This window comes from Streptomyces sp. NPDC104367 (assembly GCF_055583825.1).
Window position 1 is genome coordinate 429,420 of sequence record NZ_JBVJND010000002.1, and the last position, 16,384, is coordinate 445,803.

The 16,384-nt window shown below is 72.1% G+C and carries 15 protein-coding genes; 4 read left to right on the top strand and 11 right to left on the bottom strand.

Going from position 1 to position 16,384, the window contains the following annotated elements; all coding sequences use genetic code 11:
• Window positions 1-9: 9 nt before the first annotated feature.
• Window positions 10-1,890, top strand: a complete 1,881-nt coding sequence (locus ACZ619_RS04790; protein WP_469594119.1) for an anthranilate synthase family protein — start codon at window positions 10-12, stop codon at window positions 1,888-1,890.
• Between the two features lie 152 nt (window positions 1,891-2,042).
• On the opposite strand, the gene ACZ619_RS04795 is transcribed toward ACZ619_RS04790, so the two are convergent.
• The 4 genes from ACZ619_RS04795 to ACZ619_RS04810 all read right to left on the bottom strand — a co-directional run bounded on the left by ACZ619_RS04795 (window position 2,043) and on the right by ACZ619_RS04810 (window position 5,895).
• Window positions 2,043-3,071 carry a 6-phosphofructokinase gene (locus ACZ619_RS04795; protein WP_469594121.1) on the bottom strand — a complete coding sequence of 343 codons (1,029 nt, stop codon included), beginning with the start codon at window positions 3,069-3,071 and terminating at the stop codon, window positions 2,043-2,045.
• Between the two features lie 146 nt (window positions 3,072-3,217).
• The gene (locus ACZ619_RS04800; protein ID WP_469594511.1) at window positions 3,218-3,865 is read right to left on the bottom strand and encodes a response regulator; all 648 of its coding nucleotides are present in this window, start codon (window positions 3,863-3,865) and stop codon (window positions 3,218-3,220) included.
• Between the two features lie 11 nt (window positions 3,866-3,876).
• The gene (macS, locus tag ACZ619_RS04805) at window positions 3,877-5,091 is read right to left on the bottom strand and encodes a MacS family sensor histidine kinase (protein ID WP_469594124.1); all 1,215 of its coding nucleotides are present in this window, start codon (window positions 5,089-5,091) and stop codon (window positions 3,877-3,879) included.
• Between the two features lie 48 nt (window positions 5,092-5,139).
• Window positions 5,140-5,895 (bottom strand): lysophospholipid acyltransferase family protein, encoded by a 756-nt coding sequence (locus ACZ619_RS04810; RefSeq protein ID WP_469594127.1) that lies wholly within the window; start codon window positions 5,893-5,895, stop codon window positions 5,140-5,142.
• A gap of 228 nt (window positions 5,896-6,123) precedes the next feature.
• Here ACZ619_RS04810 and ACZ619_RS04815 point away from each other — a divergent pair, with 228 nt between their 5' ends.
• Window positions 6,124-6,903 (top strand): alpha/beta hydrolase, encoded by a 780-nt coding sequence (locus ACZ619_RS04815; RefSeq protein WP_469594130.1) that lies wholly within the window; start codon window positions 6,124-6,126, stop codon window positions 6,901-6,903.
• Complete coding sequence (locus ACZ619_RS04820; protein ID WP_469594132.1) at window positions 6,896-7,528, top strand: hypothetical protein; 633 nt, start codon at window positions 6,896-6,898, stop codon at window positions 7,526-7,528. The genes ACZ619_RS04815 and ACZ619_RS04820 overlap by 8 nt, the downstream gene beginning before the upstream one ends.
• Before the next feature lie 33 nt (window positions 7,529-7,561).
• Here the strand turns inward: ACZ619_RS04820 and ACZ619_RS04825 are convergent, their stop codons facing one another.
• From ACZ619_RS04825 to ACZ619_RS04850, 6 genes are all read right to left on the bottom strand, one after another.
• On the bottom strand, window positions 7,562-8,308 hold the full coding sequence (locus ACZ619_RS04825; RefSeq protein ID WP_469594134.1) for an endonuclease/exonuclease/phosphatase family protein: 747 nt from the start codon (window positions 8,306-8,308) through the stop codon (window positions 7,562-7,564).
• Between the two features lie 83 nt (window positions 8,309-8,391).
• Complete coding sequence (locus ACZ619_RS04830) at window positions 8,392-9,345, bottom strand: ROK family glucokinase (protein ID WP_469594136.1); 954 nt, start codon at window positions 9,343-9,345, stop codon at window positions 8,392-8,394.
• 55 nt (window positions 9,346-9,400) lie between these two features.
• Window positions 9,401-9,874 carry a DUF5304 domain-containing protein gene (locus ACZ619_RS04835; RefSeq protein WP_469594138.1) on the bottom strand — a complete coding sequence of 158 codons (474 nt, stop codon included), beginning with the start codon at window positions 9,872-9,874 and terminating at the stop codon, window positions 9,401-9,403.
• Between the two features lie 63 nt (window positions 9,875-9,937).
• Window positions 9,938-11,092 carry an ArsA family ATPase gene (locus ACZ619_RS04840; protein ID WP_469594140.1) on the bottom strand — a complete coding sequence of 385 codons (1,155 nt, stop codon included), beginning with the start codon at window positions 11,090-11,092 and terminating at the stop codon, window positions 9,938-9,940.
• 133 nt (window positions 11,093-11,225) lie between these two features.
• The gene (locus ACZ619_RS04845) at window positions 11,226-11,666 is read right to left on the bottom strand and encodes an SRPBCC family protein (protein WP_469594142.1); all 441 of its coding nucleotides are present in this window, start codon (window positions 11,664-11,666) and stop codon (window positions 11,226-11,228) included.
• A gap of 132 nt (window positions 11,667-11,798) precedes the next feature.
• Window positions 11,799-12,596 (bottom strand): metallophosphoesterase family protein, encoded by a 798-nt coding sequence (locus ACZ619_RS04850; RefSeq protein WP_469594144.1) that lies wholly within the window; start codon window positions 12,594-12,596, stop codon window positions 11,799-11,801.
• Window positions 12,597-12,913: 317 nt separating this feature from the next.
• Here ACZ619_RS04850 and ACZ619_RS04855 point away from each other — a divergent pair, with 317 nt between their 5' ends.
• Window positions 12,914-14,710: an AMP-dependent synthetase/ligase gene (locus ACZ619_RS04855; protein ID WP_469594146.1), complete on the top strand. Its 1,797-nt coding sequence runs from the start codon at window positions 12,914-12,916 to the stop codon at window positions 14,708-14,710.
• Window positions 14,711-14,723: 13 nt separating this feature from the next.
• Here ACZ619_RS04855 and ACZ619_RS04860 read toward each other — a convergent pair whose 3' ends face one another.
• A complete protein-coding gene (locus tag ACZ619_RS04860) occupies window positions 14,724-16,343 on the bottom strand; it encodes a GMC oxidoreductase (protein ID WP_469594148.1) in 1,620 nt (539 codons plus the stop codon).
• Between the last annotated feature and the right edge of the window lie 41 nt (window positions 16,344-16,384).

Genomic DNA, 16,384 nt, shown 5'->3' on the forward strand with positions numbered 1-16,384 from the left:
AGAGGAACCATGGACCTGACCCAGCTGCTCCACGACGACCGCCCCTTCGCCCTGCTCCGCCGCCGCACGCCCGGCCACGACGAGAGCACGGTCGAGCTCCTGGTCGGCCCGGTCACCGCCCACGAGCGGCTCGCCGACCTGCCCGACGAGGCGCTCGCCCTCGTGCCGTACCGGCAGATCCGGGAGCGGGGGTTCGACGTACGGGACGACGGGACGCCGCTGCTGGCGCTGACCCCGACGGTAGTACGTCACATTCCGCTGGCCGAGGCCCTGGCCGCCCTCCCCGCCCACGACATCCACGTCCGCGACGGCGGCTTCGACGTCGAGGACGAGGCGTACTCCGAGATCGTCGGCCGGGTGCTGCACGAGGAGATCGGGCGGGGCGAGGGCGCGAACTTCGTGATCCGGCGGACGTACGAGGGTGAGATCCCCGGGTTCGGGCGGGCCGAGGCCCTCGGGCTGTTCCGGCGGCTGCTGGAGGGCGAGCGGGGCGCGTACTGGACGTTCGTCGTGCACACCGGGGACCGGACGCTGGTCGGGGCCAGCCCGGAGGTGCACGTCCGGATGTCCGGCGGCACGGTGGTCATGAACCCGATCAGCGGCACGTACCGCTATCCCGCCGAGGGCCCCACCCCCGAGCACCTGCTCGGCTTCCTCGCCGACGGCAAGGAGATCGAGGAGCTGTCGATGGTCGTCGACGAGGAGCTCAAGATGATGTGCACGGTCGGCGACATGGGCGGGGTGGTCGTCGGACCGCGGCTCAAGGAGATGGCCCACCTCGCGCACACCGAGTACGAGCTGCGCGGGAAGTCCTCGCTGGACGCGCGCGAGGTCCTGCGGGAGACGATGTTCGCGGCGACCGTCACGGGCTCGCCGGTGCAGAACGCCTGCCGGGTGATCGAGCGCCACGAGGTCGGCGGGCGCGGCTACTACGCCGGTGCGCTGGCGTTGCTCGGGCGGGACTCCGGGGGCGCCCAGACCCTCGACTCCCCCATCCTCATCCGCACCGCCGACATCGACGCGCGGGGCCGCCTGCGGGTCCCGGTCGGCGCCACGCTGGTGCGCGGCTCGGACCCGGCGAGCGAGGTCGCGGAGACCCACGCGAAGGCGGCGGGGGTACTGGCGGCCCTGGGCGTGGGGCCGTCCCGGCCGCGGTCGGACGCGGCGCGGCCCCGGCTGGCCGACGACCCGCGGGTGCGGGCGGCGCTGGACGGGCGCCGGGCCTCGCTGGCGCCGTTCTGGCTGCGGATGCAGGAGCGGACGGACGAGCTGACCGGGCACGCGCTGGTGGTGGACGGCGAGGACACCTTCACGGCGATGCTCGCGCATGTGCTGCGGGCCGGCGGGCTCGACGTGACCGTGCGCCGGTACGACGCGCCGGGGCTGCGGGCGGCGGTGCTCGCGCACGAGGGGCCCGTGGTGCTGGGCCCGGGGCCCGGTGACCCGTCCGACCTGGACGATCCGAAGATGCGGTTCCTGCGGGACCTGACGGCGACGGTGATCCGGGAGCACCGGCACGGGGTGCTGGGGGTCTGCCTCGGGCACGAGCTGATCGCGGCGGAGCTGGGGCTGGGGATCGTCCGCAAGGAGGTGCCGTACCAGGGGGCGCAGACGACCGTGGACCTGTTCGGACGGGAGGAGACCGTCGGGTTCTACAACAGCTTCGTGGCGCGCTGCGACGAGGAGGCGGCGCGGGAGCTGGCGGCGCACGGGGTGGAGGTGAGCCGGGCGGCGAACGGGGAGGTGCACGCGCTGCGGGGACCGGGATTCGCCGGGGTGCAGTTCCACCCGGAGTCGGTGCTCACCCTGAACGGGGCGGCGGTGGTGCGCGAGCTGATCGGCCGGCTGCGCGGCACGAGCGCGGCCCCGGAGCGACGACCGGTCCGCTAGGCGCGGTTCGGTTGGCCGGGGTTCGGGTCGGCCGGGGTTCCGGTCGGCCGGGGTTCCGGTCCGCCGGGGTTCCGGTCCGCCGGGGTTCCGGTCCGCGCCGTCGCGGTGGGCGTGGCGGCGCGGGCCGGAGCGGGGGAACGGCGGCCGTGCCGTCAGCCGAAGAACACCCCGGCCTCCTCGTACAGCTTGAGGTCGACCGTCTTCAGCCTGGCCGTGGCCTCCGCGATCGGCACCCGGACGATGTCGGTGCCGCGCAGCGCGACCATCTTGCCGAAGTCGCCGTCGTGGACGGCGTCGACGGCGTGCAGGCCGAAGCGGGTGGCCAGCCAGCGGTCGAAGGCGCTCGGGGTGCCGCCGCGCTGGATGTGCCCGAGGACGGTGGTCCGGGCCTCCTTGCCGGTCCGCTTCTCGATCTCCTTGGCCAGCCACTCGCCGACGCCGGAGAGCCGCACGTGCCCGAAGGAGTCCAGCGACCCGTCCTTGAGGACCGCCTCGCCGTCCTTCGGCATGGCGCCCTCGGCGACGACCACGATCGGGGCGTAGGAGGCCTTGAAGCGGGAGGTGATCCAGGCGCAGACCTGGTCCACGTCGAAGCGCTGTTCCGGGATGAGGATGACGTTGGCACCGCCGGCGAGACCGGAGTGCAGGGCGATCCAGCCGGCGTGCCGGCCCATCACCTCGCAGACCAGGACCCGCATGTGCGACTCCGCGGTGGTGTGCAGGCGGTCGATCGCCTCGGTCGCGATGCCCACCGCGGTGTCGAAGCCGAAGGTGTAGTCGGTGGCGGACAGGTCGTTGTCGATGGTCTTCGGCACGCCGACGACGGGCACGCCGTACTCGTCGGTGAGGCGCGCGGCGACCCCGAGGGTGTCCTCGCCGCCGATCGCGATGAGCGCCTCGACCTCCAGCTTGGCGAGGTTGTCCTTGATCCGCCGGATGCCGTTCTCCTGCTTGAGCGGATTGGTGCGCGAGGAGCCGAGGACGGTGCCGCCGCGGGGCAGGATGCCGCGCACGGCGGGGATGTCGAGGCGGACGGTGTCGCCTTCGAGGGGTCCGCGCCAGCCGTCCCGGAAGCCGACGAAGTCGTAGCCGTACTCCTGCACGCCCTTGCGGACGACGCCCCGGATGACGGCGTTGAGCCCGGGGCAGTCGCCGCCTCCGGTCAGTACTCCGACCCGCATGGAAATGTCCCTTCGCCGCGGTTGCCTGGTGCGGCTCACGCTAGTGGTGATCCAGGTCACACAGGGATGGGCGGGAACGGCAATTCCGGTGAATTGCCGGGCAGTTGGTTTACCCGGCACAGACGATCGGATCAGATCAAATCTGATCAGTCGTCGTCGAGGCCGGCCTCTATCGCATACCGGACCAGCTCCACCCGGTTGTGCAGCTGGAGCTTGCCGAGGGTGTTCTGGACGTGGTTCTGGACCGTGCGGTGGGAGATGACCAGGCGTTCGGCGATCTGCTTGTAGCTCAGCCCCTTGGCGACCAGGCGCAGCACCTCGGTCTCGCGGTCGGTGAGCCGGGGCGCGTCGGGCCGCCCGGCGCCGGAGGCCGGCGCCGGTTCGGAGGCGAGCCTGCGGTACTCGCCGAGGACGAGTCCGGCGAGGCCGGGCGTGAACACCGGGTCGCCGACGGCGGTACGGCGGACCGCGTCGAGGAGTTCCTCGGTCGAGGCGGACTTCAGCAGGTAGCCGGTGGCGCCCGACTTCACCGCCTCCAGGACGTCGGCGTGCTCCCCGCTCGCCGAGAGGACCAGGACCCGCAACGCCGGGTTGTGGCCGACGAGTTCCTTGCAGACCTGGGCGCCGGGCCTGGCGGGCAGGTTGAGGTCCAGGACCAGGACGTCGGGCGCGGCCGCCTTGGCGCGGCGCACCGCCTGGTCGCCGTCCCCGGCGGTGGCGACCACCTCGAACCCGGACTCGGCCAGGTCCCGGGCGACCGCGTCGCGCCACATGGGGTGGTCGTCGACCACCATGACCTTGATGCTCATCGCCGCTCCGCCTTCCCCGGGGAGACCTTCGGTACCTTCAGCTCGACCTCGGTGCCCTGGCCGGGGACCGAGACCAGTTCGGCGCTGCCGCCGAGGTCGCGCAGCCGCCCCCGGATCGACTGGGCGACCCCGAGCCGCCCCTCCCCCTCGGCCTGGGCGAGCCGCCCCCGGGGGATGCCGGGACCGTCGTCCCGTACGGTCACCACGATCTCGCCGGGTTCGTCCTCGACCAGGATCCAGGCCCGTGCCTCCTCGCCCGCGTGCCGGCGCACGTTGTCCAGGGCGGCGCCGACGGCGGCGGCCAGCTCGCGCGCGGTGCCCGCCGGCAGCGGGACGGGCGCGCCGGGCTCGGCCAGGCTGACCCGGGCCGCCGCGTACGGCGCCAGCAGTGCGCGCAGATCGACCGGGCCGGAGTCGTCCGGCTCCTCGACCAGGCGTACCACCGCGCCCTCGGCCGCGTCCTCGGAGGCCCGGGAGGGCGGCACCAGGCCGCCGGAGACGAGGGTGCGCAGGGCCACCTCCTGCTCGCCCGCCAGCTGTCCCAGCTCGGCCGCCTCGCCGCCGAGGACCGCCGCGCGCCGCTGCACCATGGCCAGCACCTGGAGCACGCCGTCGTGGATGTCCCGGGCCAGCCGCTCCCGTTCCCGGGTCGCGGCCTCGATCTCCAGGGCGCGGGCGAGGGTGCGCTCGGAGGCGCGGGCGACCTCGACGACGTACCCGATGGCGATGGAGGCGACCCAGACCAGGATCACGTTGTGGACGGTGTCGCGGGCCGGCTGGCCGCGCTCGATCAGGTTGGCCGCGGCGACCGGCGTGGAGGCGAACGCGGCCCAGCGCCAGCCGCCCTTGATGGCGAAGGCGAGGACCGAGCCGGCGGTCCAGATCGACGGCAGGGTCGGGCCGCCGCGGTCGATGTGCTGCTGGGTGACCACCAGCGGGGTCAGCACGATGCCGGTGACCGCGAGGGCGAGGTCGACGGCGAGGAAGCGCTTGGTGCAGACCGCCGCGTTCTGCACCCGGGGCAGGGTCGCCAGCGTCCAGACGGTCAGGACGGCGTAGTAGGCGATGGCGGCGCCGGGCCGGTCGTAGTCGTCGTAGGCGGAGGCGAACAGGCCGATCGCGTACAGCAGGGTCAGCACGCGGTAGCCGGTGAGCGCACGCCACAGGGGCTGCTCGACCGACATCCGTACGACGCGTTCCCTCTTGGTCATCTCCCCCGGTCCCCCCTCGTCCGTCCCCCCGCCCCCGTCACCGCCGGGTCAGGAGTCGGCGGCCTTCTTCTCGGCTCTGGCCGCTTCCTTCTCCGCCCTCACCGCGTCCTTCTCCGCCCTGGTGGCCTCCGCGATCTGCCGCTTGGCCGCGGTCGCGTAGACGTCGACGTACTCCTGGCCGGAGAGCTTCATGATCTCGTACATGACCTCGTCGGTCACCGCGCGCAGCACGAACCGGTCGTGCTCCATGCCCTGGTAGCGGCTGAAGTCCAGCGGCTTGCCGATCCGGATGCCCGGGCGCATCAGCTTGGGCATCACCTGCCCCGGCGGCTGGATCTTCTCCGTGTCGATCATGGCGACCGGGAGGACCGGGGCGCCGGTCGCGAGCGCCACGCGCGCGAGGCCGCCGGGCTTGCCCCGGTAGAGACGGCCGTCGGGCGAGCGGGTGCCCTCCGGGTAGATGCCGAACAGCTCGCCGCGCTCCAGCACCTCGATGCCGCTGCGCACCGCCGCCTCGCCGGCGCCGCGCGCGCCGGAGCGGTCCACGGGGAGCTGGCCGACGCCTTTGAAGAAGGCGGCCGTCAGGCGTCCCTTGACCCCCGGGGTGGTGAAGTACTCGGCCTTGGCGATGAACGTGACCTTGCGGTCCAGCACCGCGGGCAGGAAGAACGAGTCCGAGAAGGACAGGTGGTTACTCGCCAGGATCGCCGGGCCCTCGGCCGGGACGTTCTCCAGGCCCTCCACCCAGGGTCTGAAGGTGACCTTGAGCGGTCCCCCGATGGCGACCTTCATCGCGCCGTACAACAACCGAGTGCCTCCTGTTTCCGTGGATCAGACCTTAACCCGCGCCGCGGTGAATGGGCCCGACGACCCTGGTCGGTGTCAGTGCGGTCGCGTACGGTGAAGCACATCCGAAGTCGTCGTTTCCGAAGTCACCGTTCCCGAGGTCCTCGTTTGCGAAGTCCTCGTTTCCGAAGTCGTCGTTCGTACCCCTCCCAGTTCCCGCCCCCACTGATGGATTGGAGACCGAAGGTGCCGGTTCTCCCCGGAGCCGAGCCGTACCGCCATGACGGCGGGGAGGTCGGCGTCCTCCTCTGCCACGGTTTCACCGGTTCGCCCCAGTCGCTGCGCCCCTGGGCGGAACACCACGCGGCGCACGGCCTGTCCGTGTCCCTGCCGCTGCTGCCCGGGCACGGCACCCGCTGGGAGGACATGCAGGTCACCGGCTGGCAGGACTGGTTCGCGGAGGTGGACCGCGAGCTGCGGCTGCTGCGCGAGCGCTGCTCGCGGGTCTTCGTCGCGGGCCTGTCGATGGGCGGCACGCTGGCGCTCCGGCTGGCCGCGAAGAACGGGACGGGGGTGGACGGCGTGGTGGTCGTCAACCCCGCGAACAAGGTGCACGGGTTGTCCGCGTACGCCCTTCCGGTGGCCCGGCACCTGGTCCGGACGACGCCGGGCATCGCCAGTGACATCGCCAAGCCGGGCGCGGCGGAGGTGGGGTACGACCGGGTGCCGCTGCACAGCGCGCACTCGCTGCGGAACTTCTTCCGCCGGGTGGACGGTGAGCTTCCGCAGGTCACCCAGCCGTTGCTGCTGCTGCGCAGTACCCGGGACCATGTGGTTCCGGCGGTGGATTCCGCGCGGATCCTGAGCCGGGTGTCCTCCACGGACGTAACGGAGGTCGTGCTGGAACAGAGCTACCACGTCGCGACGTTGGATCACGATGCGGACCGGATCTTCGAGGAGAGCCTCGCCTTCATCGGCCGGCTCGCACCCAGTGTCGGCAAGGAAGGGACGGCCGCAGTTGGCTGAGCACGACTCCGACCGCGAGGACCGCGAGCCGGACGAGGGGGTGCCCTTCGACGAGGCGGCCGCCTGGGCGGCGATCGTCGCGGGTTACGGCGAGGAGCCGCCGGACCCGCCGGGGGCGAAGCCCTTCAAGCCGGTGAAGGATCTCGCGCTGCCGGCGATGAAAGAGGACGGAGACGGGGACGAGGACGGGGACGGAGCCGAGGACGGGGCCGGGGACACCGAGGAGACCGGGGCCGAGGCCGCGGGCGGTCCGCAGCCGGCCCAGGAGACGCCTCCCGCCAAGCCGCTGGGCAGCTCGGTCGCCTTCGCGCCCGGGGTGGGACCGCGGGACTACAGCGCGCCGGAGGCGTCCGAGGACGACTTCGACGATGACGACGAGGGGCACTTCGTGCCGCCCGAGCCGCCGCCGCTGCCGGCCGCCGACACGACCGCCAGGTTCGCCTGGCTCGGCGTGGTGGGCGGGCCGGTGCTGCTGCTGCTCGCGGTGCTGCTCGGCTGGGACATGACCTGGTGGCTGGCGACGCTGGGGATAGGCGGGTTCCTCGGTGGCTTCGTCACCCTGGTGACCCGCATGAAGACGGACGACGACGAGGACGGCGACCCGGGCCGCGGCGCCGTGGTCTGAGAAGGCCGTCCAGGACGCCGTTCGAGAAGCTGTTCAGGACGCCGGAACCCTGAGGGCGGCCAGGACCGGAAGGTGGTCCGTGGCCGTCCGCAGGTCCTCGTCCGTGACGCCCGGCAGGTCCTCGGGCACGCCGCAGCCGAGGACCTCGATGCCCTTCGTCGCGAAGACCGCGTCGATGCGCTGGTAGGGGGCGCCGGACCAGGAGGTGAACTCGCCGCCCCAGGGGGCGGTGACCCGGCAGTCCTGGAGGCCGTCGGCGAGCAGACGGAAGGTGCTGCCGTCGGGGCGGTCGTTGAGGTCGCCGCCGGTGACGGCGTGGTCCACGCCCAGTCCGGCGAGGCGGTCGAGGAGCATGCCGCCCTGTTCGAGGCGCTCGTCCCGCTGGAGGCTGAGGTGGAAGCTGACGACGCCGAGCCGGGCCGCGCCGAAGCGGACGACGGCGGTCGCGAAGCCGCGGCGGTGCAGACCGGGGGTGAGCGGGAGCAGGACGTCCTCGGTGCGTTCCACGGTGGCGCGCAGGTCGCAGAGGATGGCCGGGCCGGCCGCGGTGGCGCCCCCGGTGAGGATCACCAGGTCGGCCGCGGAGGCCAGCCGGGCGAGCTTCTTGCGCCAGCGGAAGAAGCGCGGGGCCTCCTGGACGAGGACCAGGTCGGGGGCGCAGGCCCGGATGACGCGGGCGAGCGCCGCGGTGTCGTCCCGCATGGAGCGGATGTTGTAGGCGAGGACGCGGACGACGGCCGAACCGTCGGGCTCTGTGTGGGAGTTGGGGAGCGACGCCATGTGATCAATCTACGCGCCGGGAGGAGGGGCCGCGCGGCGGTGGCCGCGTATCGGCTACCGCCCCGCGGACCCGGTCCCGGGCGTCACATGATCGGGTCGGGCTCCCTCGCCAGGTCGGCCGCGCCCACCAGGCCCGCGTCGTTGCCCAGCCGGGCGGCGATGACCTCGGCCACCGGGCGCCAGTTGCCGCCCACCAGCCAGCGCTTGTAGGACTTGCGGATCGGGTCGAGGACCAGTTCGCCCTCGTCCGAGAGGCCGCCGCCGACGATGAATGCGGAGGGGTCGAAGAGCGAGGCGAGGTCGGCGAGGCCCGCGCCGGCCCAGCGGGCGAGCTCGCGGTAGGAGTCGACGGCGACCGGGTCGCCCTGCCGGGCGGCCATGGAGATGTGCTTGCCCTCGATGCCCTCGGAGGAGCCGTCGCCCAGGCCGAGCAGGATCTCGGCGTTCTCCGGGGTGGCGTTGGCGCGCTGCTTGGCGTAGCGGACGAGGGCGCGGCCGGAGGCGTACTGCTCCCAGCAGCCCTGCGATCCGCAGCCGCACAGCAGCCCGTCCGGGACCACCCGGATGTGGCCGAACTCGGCCGCGACGCCGAAGTGCCCGCGGCGCAGCTTGTTGCCGATGATGATGCCGCCGCCGAGGCCGGTGCCGAGCGTGATGCAGATGACGTTGCGGTGGCCCTTGCCCGCGCCGAACTTGTACTCGCCCCAGGCGGCCGCGTTCGCGTCGTTCTCCACGACCACGGGGAGGCCGACGCGGGCCTCGACCTTCTCCTTCAGCGGCTCGTTGCGCCAGTCGATGTTCGGCGCGAAGTACACCGTGGAGCGCTGCCGGTTCACGTAGCCGGCGGCACCGATGCCCACGCCGACGATCTCGTGCCCGGCGCGCGCACCCTCCACGGCGGAGGCAATGGCGTCCACGATGCCCTCGGGCGTACCCGGGGTCGGCACCTTGTGGGTCGAGAGGATGTTGCCTTCCTCATCGACCACGCCGGCCGCGATCTTCGTGCCGCCGATGTCGACGCCGATGGTGAGTCCCATGAATCCCTCAGTTTCGGTCGAGCCCCGCTACGGCCAACCGTACCCGAGGGGGCTGTCAGTCCAAGTCGATGCGCTCTCCCGGGCCGCTGTCCTCGCCCTTGTCGCGGCCTTTGTCGTGGCCGCCGGAGGTCCAGCGGGCCTCCTGGGCGCGGACCGCGGAGCGGTAGGCGGCCAGCAGCTCGCCGCCGGCGGCCGCGAGGTGGTCGAAGACATCCGGATTGCGCTCCATGACGGGTTCGACGGCGCTCTTCGCCTGCTGGACGACCTGGCGCACCACCTGCTGGGCGGCGGGCCCGGCGACCGCCCCGAGGAGCGGGCTCTGGATGCCGGAGAGCTTGTCGGCGACGGCGTCGACGAGTTTGCGCAGTTCCTCGGCGGCCGACCCCGGGGGCGGGCCGTACCGGGTGCGGCGGCGGTCCTTCTCCTTGGCGAGATCCTCGGCGCAGGCCGTGGCCCAGGCGTCGTCGTCGGTCGCCCGTACCTCGTCCGTTTCCTCGGCGGCGTCGGCCGGGGGGCGCTCTTCGCTCATGACGGACTCCTGACTACGGTTCGTCTCTACGACGTTACCCGAACGGGCGTACCGGATTCACGGTCAGCGCGGCCACAGATCCGGGTCCGGGGCGAACCGCAGCCGCAGCTCGCCGTCGCGCAGGGCGGCCCCGGCGACGGTGCAGCGGCGCAGGGCCGACGGCAGGGCGACGATCCGGCGGAAGCCGCCGACGGTGATCACGACCTCGTCGCCGCGCCGGACGAGGTCGAGGCCGTCCCGTATCGCGCCGGGCAGCGGGATGTGCCAGACCAGGACGCCGTCCTCCTCGATGCGGTCGGCGACGGGCCACTCGACCGGGTCGGTCGCGGTGTTGACGCCGGGCACGGTGAGCGCGGCGAGGTCGTCGGTGCCGCGCGGGTCGTGCCCGAGGTGGGCCACGGGCGTGACGTCGTACGCCTCCTCCCACTCCGCGAGGGCCTTGCGCTGCTGGGCGACGAGGCCGTGCAGGGGCGTGGTCTCGGGCAGGACGCGGTTGGCGACCAGGGTGCCGGTGCGCAGGCCGCGCAGGGCGAGGCCGAGGCGGGCGGTGCGGACGGCGTCGGCGCCGGCCGGGCCGGGTTCGGCGACCAGGTGCACGGCGGTGTGGCGGTCGCCGAGGACGGCCTCGACGGCGGCCAGCTCGACGTCCCAGCGGGCGGCCGTCTCGTAGAGCCAGTCGGCGGGCATGGGGACGCCGGCGAGGCGGCCGAGGACCGGGCGCAGGGCGCGGGCCGCCTGCCGCTCGGGCGGGAGCAGGCGGCGCAGGTAGCGGCGGAGCTCCTCGGGGAGGGCGAGGAGGGCGAGGGCCCGGGAGGCGGGCGGGAGGTCCACGACGAGCAGTTCGTAGCGCTCGGAGAGGGCGGCGTCGCGCAGGGCGCGGAGGAAGGAGAGCTCCTCGGCGCCGGGCAGGGGGGTCAGCTCCTCGGCGTCCAGGCGGGAGGCGCCGAGGAGGTCGAGGACGTTCGCGGCACGGCCCTGGAAGGCGGTGAGGTCCTCGCGGAACCGGGCGGCCGCATCGGGGCGCCAGGCGGTGAGGGTGGGGGTGAGGTGCGCCGGCTCCGGTCCTGTCGCCGTGCCGAGGGCCGCGCCGAGGGTGTCCGTGCGGTCGGCGCTGAGCACGAGGGTGGGGGTGCCCTCGCCCGCGGCGCGCAGGGCGGTGGCCGCGGCGACGGTCGTACGGCCGCTGCCGCCGGGGCCGGTGATCAGGATGGTGCGCATGAGGGTGAACCGTAACGGACGCGCCGTCGCCCGAAAGGCACCGGAGGTGCAGCGGGCGCGGGGGTGGGTTCGCTCGCCGGCGCCTGTCGGGTGCCGCCCGCGCCCACCCGTGCCGCCTTGGGGGGCGCGATGGCTACGCGCCCGACTCGACCCTCTTCTTCAGGCCCGCCAGGGCCCGGTCGATGATGACCTTCTCGGCCTTGCGCTTGATCATCCCGAGCATCGGGATCTTGACGTCCACCGTCAGCGAGTACGTGACCTCGGTCGCGCCCGCCCCCGCCGGCTTCAGCAGGTAGGAACCGTCCAGCGAGCGCAGCATCTGCGACTTCACCAGGGTCCAGGAGACCTCGTTGTCGCCGGTCCACGTGTAGCCCAGCGTCTGGTCGTCCTTGATCGCGCCCGCGTCCATGACGAGACGGACCTGCTCGGCCCGCCCCTTGGCGTCGGCCTTCAGCACTTCCGCCTCCTTCACCTCACCGGTCCAGTCCGGGTACTTGGCGAAGTCGGCGATGACCGCCATGACGTCGGCCGGGGCCGCCTCGATCGTGATGCTCGAGCTGGTGTATTCCGCCATCGCGGTGGCTCCTCCAGATGCGGGCCGGTGAGACCATGAAAGGGGACCGCCGTGCGCGAGCGTGCGCACGCGTGTGCAGCGTGAAGGCTACCGCGCGTCCGACCAGCCGACTTCACCGCCGTCCGGGGGCCGTCACCATTCCAGCGCCCAGGGCCGCCCGGTGCCGGCGAAGTGCCCGACGTTCACGCACTCGGTGGCTCCGATCCGCATCCGCTTCACCAGCGGCTGGTGGACATGTCCGAAGAGCGAGTATCGCGGCCTGGTGCGCCGGATGGCGTCGAGCAGCGCCCGGCTGCCGCGCTCGAAACGGCGCGCGACCGTGTCGTAGACCAGCTCCGGCACCTCCGGCGGGATGTGGGTGCACAGCACGTCGACCTCGCCGACCGCCTCGATCTTGGCGGCGTACTCCTCGTCGGAGATCTCGTAGGGGGTGCGCATCGGGGTCCGCAGTCCGCCGCCGACGAAGCCGAAGACCCGGCCCCCGATCTCGACGCGCTCGCCGTCGAGGACCGTCGTGCCCGGCCCGGCGTACTCCGGCCACAGCGTGGGCATGTCGACATTGCCGTAGGTCGCGTACGTCGGTGCCGGGAACGCCGCGAACATCTCGGCGTACTGCCTGCGCACGGCCTTCTCTATGGCGGTCGCCCGGTCCATGCCGATGCCGCCCCACAGCCGGGCGCCCAGCTCCCGCGCCTCCTCGAAGCGGCGGGCGGTGCGCAGCTCCACGAGGCGGTCGGCGTTCTCGACGCCGAAGAGGTCGGGGAAGATGCCGCGGGAGTGGTCGGCGTAGTCGAGGAAGAGGACGAGGTCGCCGAGGCAGATCAGGGCGTCGGCGCCGTCACCGGCCCTGGCCAGGTCACGGGCGTTGCCGTGCACGTCGCTGACGACGTGGACGCGGGTCCTTCGGTTGCCGGTGGATGTCGCTGCCATGGTGATCAAGGGTAGGCGTGTGCGGCATACGTGAACAGGCGGTGGCAGCACCCGCGGTTACTGGTCAGTCACTAAAGGGGTGGACTACCGTACGCCGAGGAACACCAACCTGTGTGACGCAGCGAACATCTCGCCGGGACCCCCTGTCGAAGAAGCCATACCGGCGGGTAACGTCCGGGCAGTCCAGTCGTGCTCAGGATTTCAACCAACGGATCCCACCGGACCGTGGCGAGGCCCTGAGTACCTGCCCGAGCCTTGGACCGCACCGTCGCATCGCACAACGTCGTGGCGCCGGCGCCCTATGAGGAGCAGCAGTCTTGCGCGAGTTCAGCCTTCCGGCTTTGTACGAGGTCCCCGCGGACGGCAATCTGACCGACATCGTCCGCAGAAACGCCGCGCAGCATCCCGACGTAGCCATCATGGCCCGCAAGGTCGACGGGGTGTGGACGGACGTGACCGCCACCGCCTTCCTGACCGAGGTGCACACGGCCGCCAAGGGCCTCATCGCCTCCGGCATCCAGCCGGGCGACCGGGTCGGCCTGATGTCCCGCACCCGCTACGAGTGGACGCTCCTCGACTTCGCGATCTGGAGCGCCGGCGCGGTCACCGTGCCGGTGTACGAGACCAGCTCGCCGGAGCAGGTGCAGTGGATCCTCGGCGACTCCGGCGCGACCGCCTGCATCGTCGAACTCGACGGCCACACGGCGGCCGTCGAATCGGTGCGCGAGGCGCTGCCCGCCCTCAAGCACGTCTGGCAGATCGAGGCCGGCGCACTGGAGGAGCTGGGCAGGCTCGGCCAGGGCGTCACCGACGCGACCGTCGACGAGCGCAGCGCGCAGGCGAAGGCGGACGACCCGGCGACCATCGTCTACACGAGCGGCACCACCGGGCGCCCCAAGGGCTGTGTGCTCACCCACCGCAGCTTCTTCGCCGAGTGCGGCAACATCGTGGAGCGGCTGCGCCCGCTGTTCCGCACCGGCGAGTGCTCCGTCCTGCTCTTCCTGCCGCTCGCGCACGTCTTCGGCCGGCTGGTCCAGATCGCCCCGATGATGGCGCCGATCAGGCTGGGCTGCGTCCCGGACATCAAGAACCTCACCGACGAACTGGCCGCGTTCCGGCCGACGCTGGTGCTCGGCGTGCCGCGCGTCTTCGAGAAGGTCTACAACTCGGCGCGCGCCAAGGCGCAGGCGGACGGCAAGGGCAGGATCTTCGACAGGGCCGCGGACACCGCGATCGCGTACAGCAAGGCGCTGGACACGCCGTCGGGCCCGTCGCTCGGCATGAGGATCAAACACCGGACCTTCGACAAGCTCGTCTACAGCAAGCTGCGCGCGGTGCTCGGCGGCAAGGGCGAGTACGCGATCTCCGGCGGCGCCCCCCTCGGCGAGCGCCTCGGCCACTTCTTCCGGGGCATCGGCTTCACGGTCCTGGAGGGCTACGGCCTGACCGAGTCCTGCGCGGCGACCGCGTTCAACCCCTGGGACCGGCAGAAGATCGGCACGGTCGGGCAGCCGCTGCCCGGTTCGGTGATCCGGATCGCGGACGACGGCGAGGTGCTGCTGCACGGCGAGCACCTGTTCAAGGGCTACTGGAACAACGAGCCCGCGACCGCCGAGGCGCTGGCCGACGGCTGGTTCCACACCGGGGACATCGGCACCCTGGACGAGGACGGCTACCTCAGGATCACCGGCCGCAAGAAGGAGATCATCGTCACCGCCGGCGGCAAGAACGTCGCCCCGGCCGTGATGGAGGACCGCATCCGCTCGCACGCGCTGGTCGCGGAGTGCATGGTGGTGGGCGACGGGCGGCCGTTCGTGGGCGCGCTGGTCACCGTCGACGAGGAGTTCCTGGGCCGCTGGGCGGCCGACCACGGCAAGCCGGCGGGTGCCACCGCGGCGTCGCTGCGCGACGACCCGGATCTGCACGCGGCGATCCAGGCCGCCGTCGACGACGGCAACGCCGCGGTGTCGAAGGCGGAATCGGTGCGGAAGTTCCGCATTCTGTCCTCCCAGTTCACGGAGGAGTCGGGCCACCTGACGCCGTCCCTGAAGCTCAAGCGCAACGTGGTGGCGAAGGACTACTCGGACGAGATCGAGGCCATCTACGCGAAGTAGCGGGGCACTTGGCTCATATGTCCTCGGCGAGGACCCGTTCCATCGTGCGCTCGGCGAGCGCGGTGATGGTCACGAACGGGTTCACGCCGATGTTGCCGGGCACCAGTGAGCCGTCGGTGACGTACAGGTTCGGGTACCCCTTCACCCGGCCGTAGTCGTCGGTGGCCTGGCCCAGTACGCAGCCGCCCAGCGGGTGGTAGCAGAAGTCGTCGGCGAACACCTTGCTGGCGGACCCGAACAGGTCGTAGCGGTAGATCGTCGCGTTGGCCGCGTTGATCCGGTCGAAGAGCTTCTTGGCCATGGCGACCGAGACCGCGCTCTGGGCCGCGGTCCAGCCCAGCTTCACCCCGCCGCTCGCGGAGTCGTAGGTGAAGGACGCCCGTTGGGGGTTCTTGGTGATCGCCAGGTACAGGCTCACCCAGGTCTCGAACCCGATGGGCAGCGGGGCGATCTCCGCGAAGACCGGGTTGTCGGTGTTGGCCCAGTCGTCGATGCCCATGACCGGCATGGTCGACTGGTTGGCGCCGGTGGTGTCCCAGATGTGGTTGGCGCGTCCGAGCATGGTGTTGCCGTTGGTGCTCCACCCGGCGCCCACACTGGAGTTGAGGGCGGGCAGCGCCCCGGTGTCCCGCGCCCGGACCAGCAGTTCGGTGGTCCCGAGGCTGCCGCCGCCGAGGAACAGGTAGGTGCAGCTGTAGGTCTTGGTCTCGACGACGGCCCCGCTGGTGTCGATCCGGTCCACGCTCAGCACGTACGACCCGTCGCTCGCCCTGGTGATCGTCCTGACCTTCTCCAGGGTGTGGATGGTGACGTTGCCGGTGCCGAGGGCGGCCGCGAGGTAGGTCTTGTCGAGGCTCTTCTTGCCGTAGTTGTTGCCGTAGATGACCTCCTGGGCGAGCGCGGACCTGGTGGCGGTGCCGGCCGCCTCCTGCTGCATGTACCCGAAGTCGTAGACGTTGGGCACGAAGGTGGTCTTGAGCCCGGTGTTGCCGGCGGCCTTCCTGGAGGTCCGGGTGAACTGGTACCACTCGGTCGACTCGAACCAGGTGGCGTCGATGGTGTTGACGCCCAGCATGGTGCGGGCGCGCGGGAAGTAGGTGCCGTACATCGCGGTCGCGTCCACGGTCGGGAACTGCTCGGCGAAGTAGGACTGGAGGGGCGTGACCGCCATCCCCCCGTTGACCAGCGACCCGCCCCCGACGCCGCGCCCGACGTACACGGACATGTTGTCGTAGTGCACCCGGTCGAGCACGCCCGCGTAGGGGGTGATGTCCTTGTTGACGACGTCCAGCCAGAGGAAGCTGGCGAGCGGGGCCTCCGTGCGGGACTTGAACCACATGGATCTCTTGTCCGGGGCGGCGGTGGAACAGAAGATCTTGCCGTCGGAGCCGGCCGTGTTCCACAGCTGGCCCATCTCGATCATCAGGGTCCGTACCCCGGCCTGGCCGAGCCGCAGCGCGGCGACGGCCCCGCCGTACCCCGAACCGACCACGATGGCGGGGGCGTTGTCGACGGCGGCGGCCTCCTCGGCGGCCTGCGCCGACTGGAGCCCGATGCGGGTGAGACCGGCCGCGGCGGCGGTCTGGAGGGCGACCATGCCCAAGATTTGACGTCTCGTCAGCTGACGCTGCATCAGTTTTACTGTCATGTGCGCAGCATGTGCGGATTTTCCGG

What these genes read in the sequence shown, in the direction of transcription:
- ACZ619_RS04790 (WP_469594119.1), top strand. Translation starts at nt 10, where the DNA reads ATGGACCTGACCCAGCTGCTCCACGACGACCGCCCCTTCGCCCTGCTC.
- ACZ619_RS04795 (WP_469594121.1), bottom strand. Translation starts at nt 3,071, where the DNA reads ATGCGGGTCGGAGTACTGACCGGAGGCGGCGACTGCCCCGGGCTCAAC.
- ACZ619_RS04800 (WP_469594511.1), bottom strand. Translation starts at nt 3,865, where the DNA reads ATGGTGGTCGACGACCACCCCATGTGGCGCGACGCGGTCGCCCGGGAC.
- macS (WP_469594124.1), bottom strand. Translation starts at nt 5,091, where the DNA reads ATGACCAAGAGGGAACGCGTCGTACGGATGTCGGTCGAGCAGCCCCTG.
- ACZ619_RS04825 (WP_469594134.1), bottom strand. Translation starts at nt 8,308, where the DNA reads ATGGCGTCGCTCCCCAACTCCCACACAGAGCCCGACGGTTCGGCCGTC.
- ACZ619_RS04830 (WP_469594136.1), bottom strand. Translation starts at nt 9,345, where the DNA reads ATGGGACTCACCATCGGCGTCGACATCGGCGGCACGAAGATCGCGGCC.
- ACZ619_RS04835 (WP_469594138.1), bottom strand. Translation starts at nt 9,874, where the DNA reads ATGAGCGAAGAGCGCCCCCCGGCCGACGCCGCCGAGGAAACGGACGAG.
- ACZ619_RS04840 (WP_469594140.1), bottom strand. Translation starts at nt 11,092, where the DNA reads ATGCGCACCATCCTGATCACCGGCCCCGGCGGCAGCGGCCGTACGACC.
- ACZ619_RS04845 (WP_469594142.1), bottom strand. Translation starts at nt 11,666, where the DNA reads ATGGCGGAATACACCAGCTCGAGCATCACGATCGAGGCGGCCCCGGCC.
- ACZ619_RS04850 (WP_469594144.1), bottom strand. Translation starts at nt 12,596, where the DNA reads ATGGCAGCGACATCCACCGGCAACCGAAGGACCCGCGTCCACGTCGTC.
- ACZ619_RS04860 (WP_469594148.1), bottom strand. Translation starts at nt 16,343, where the DNA reads ATGCAGCGTCAGCTGACGAGACGTCAAATCTTGGGCATGGTCGCCCTC.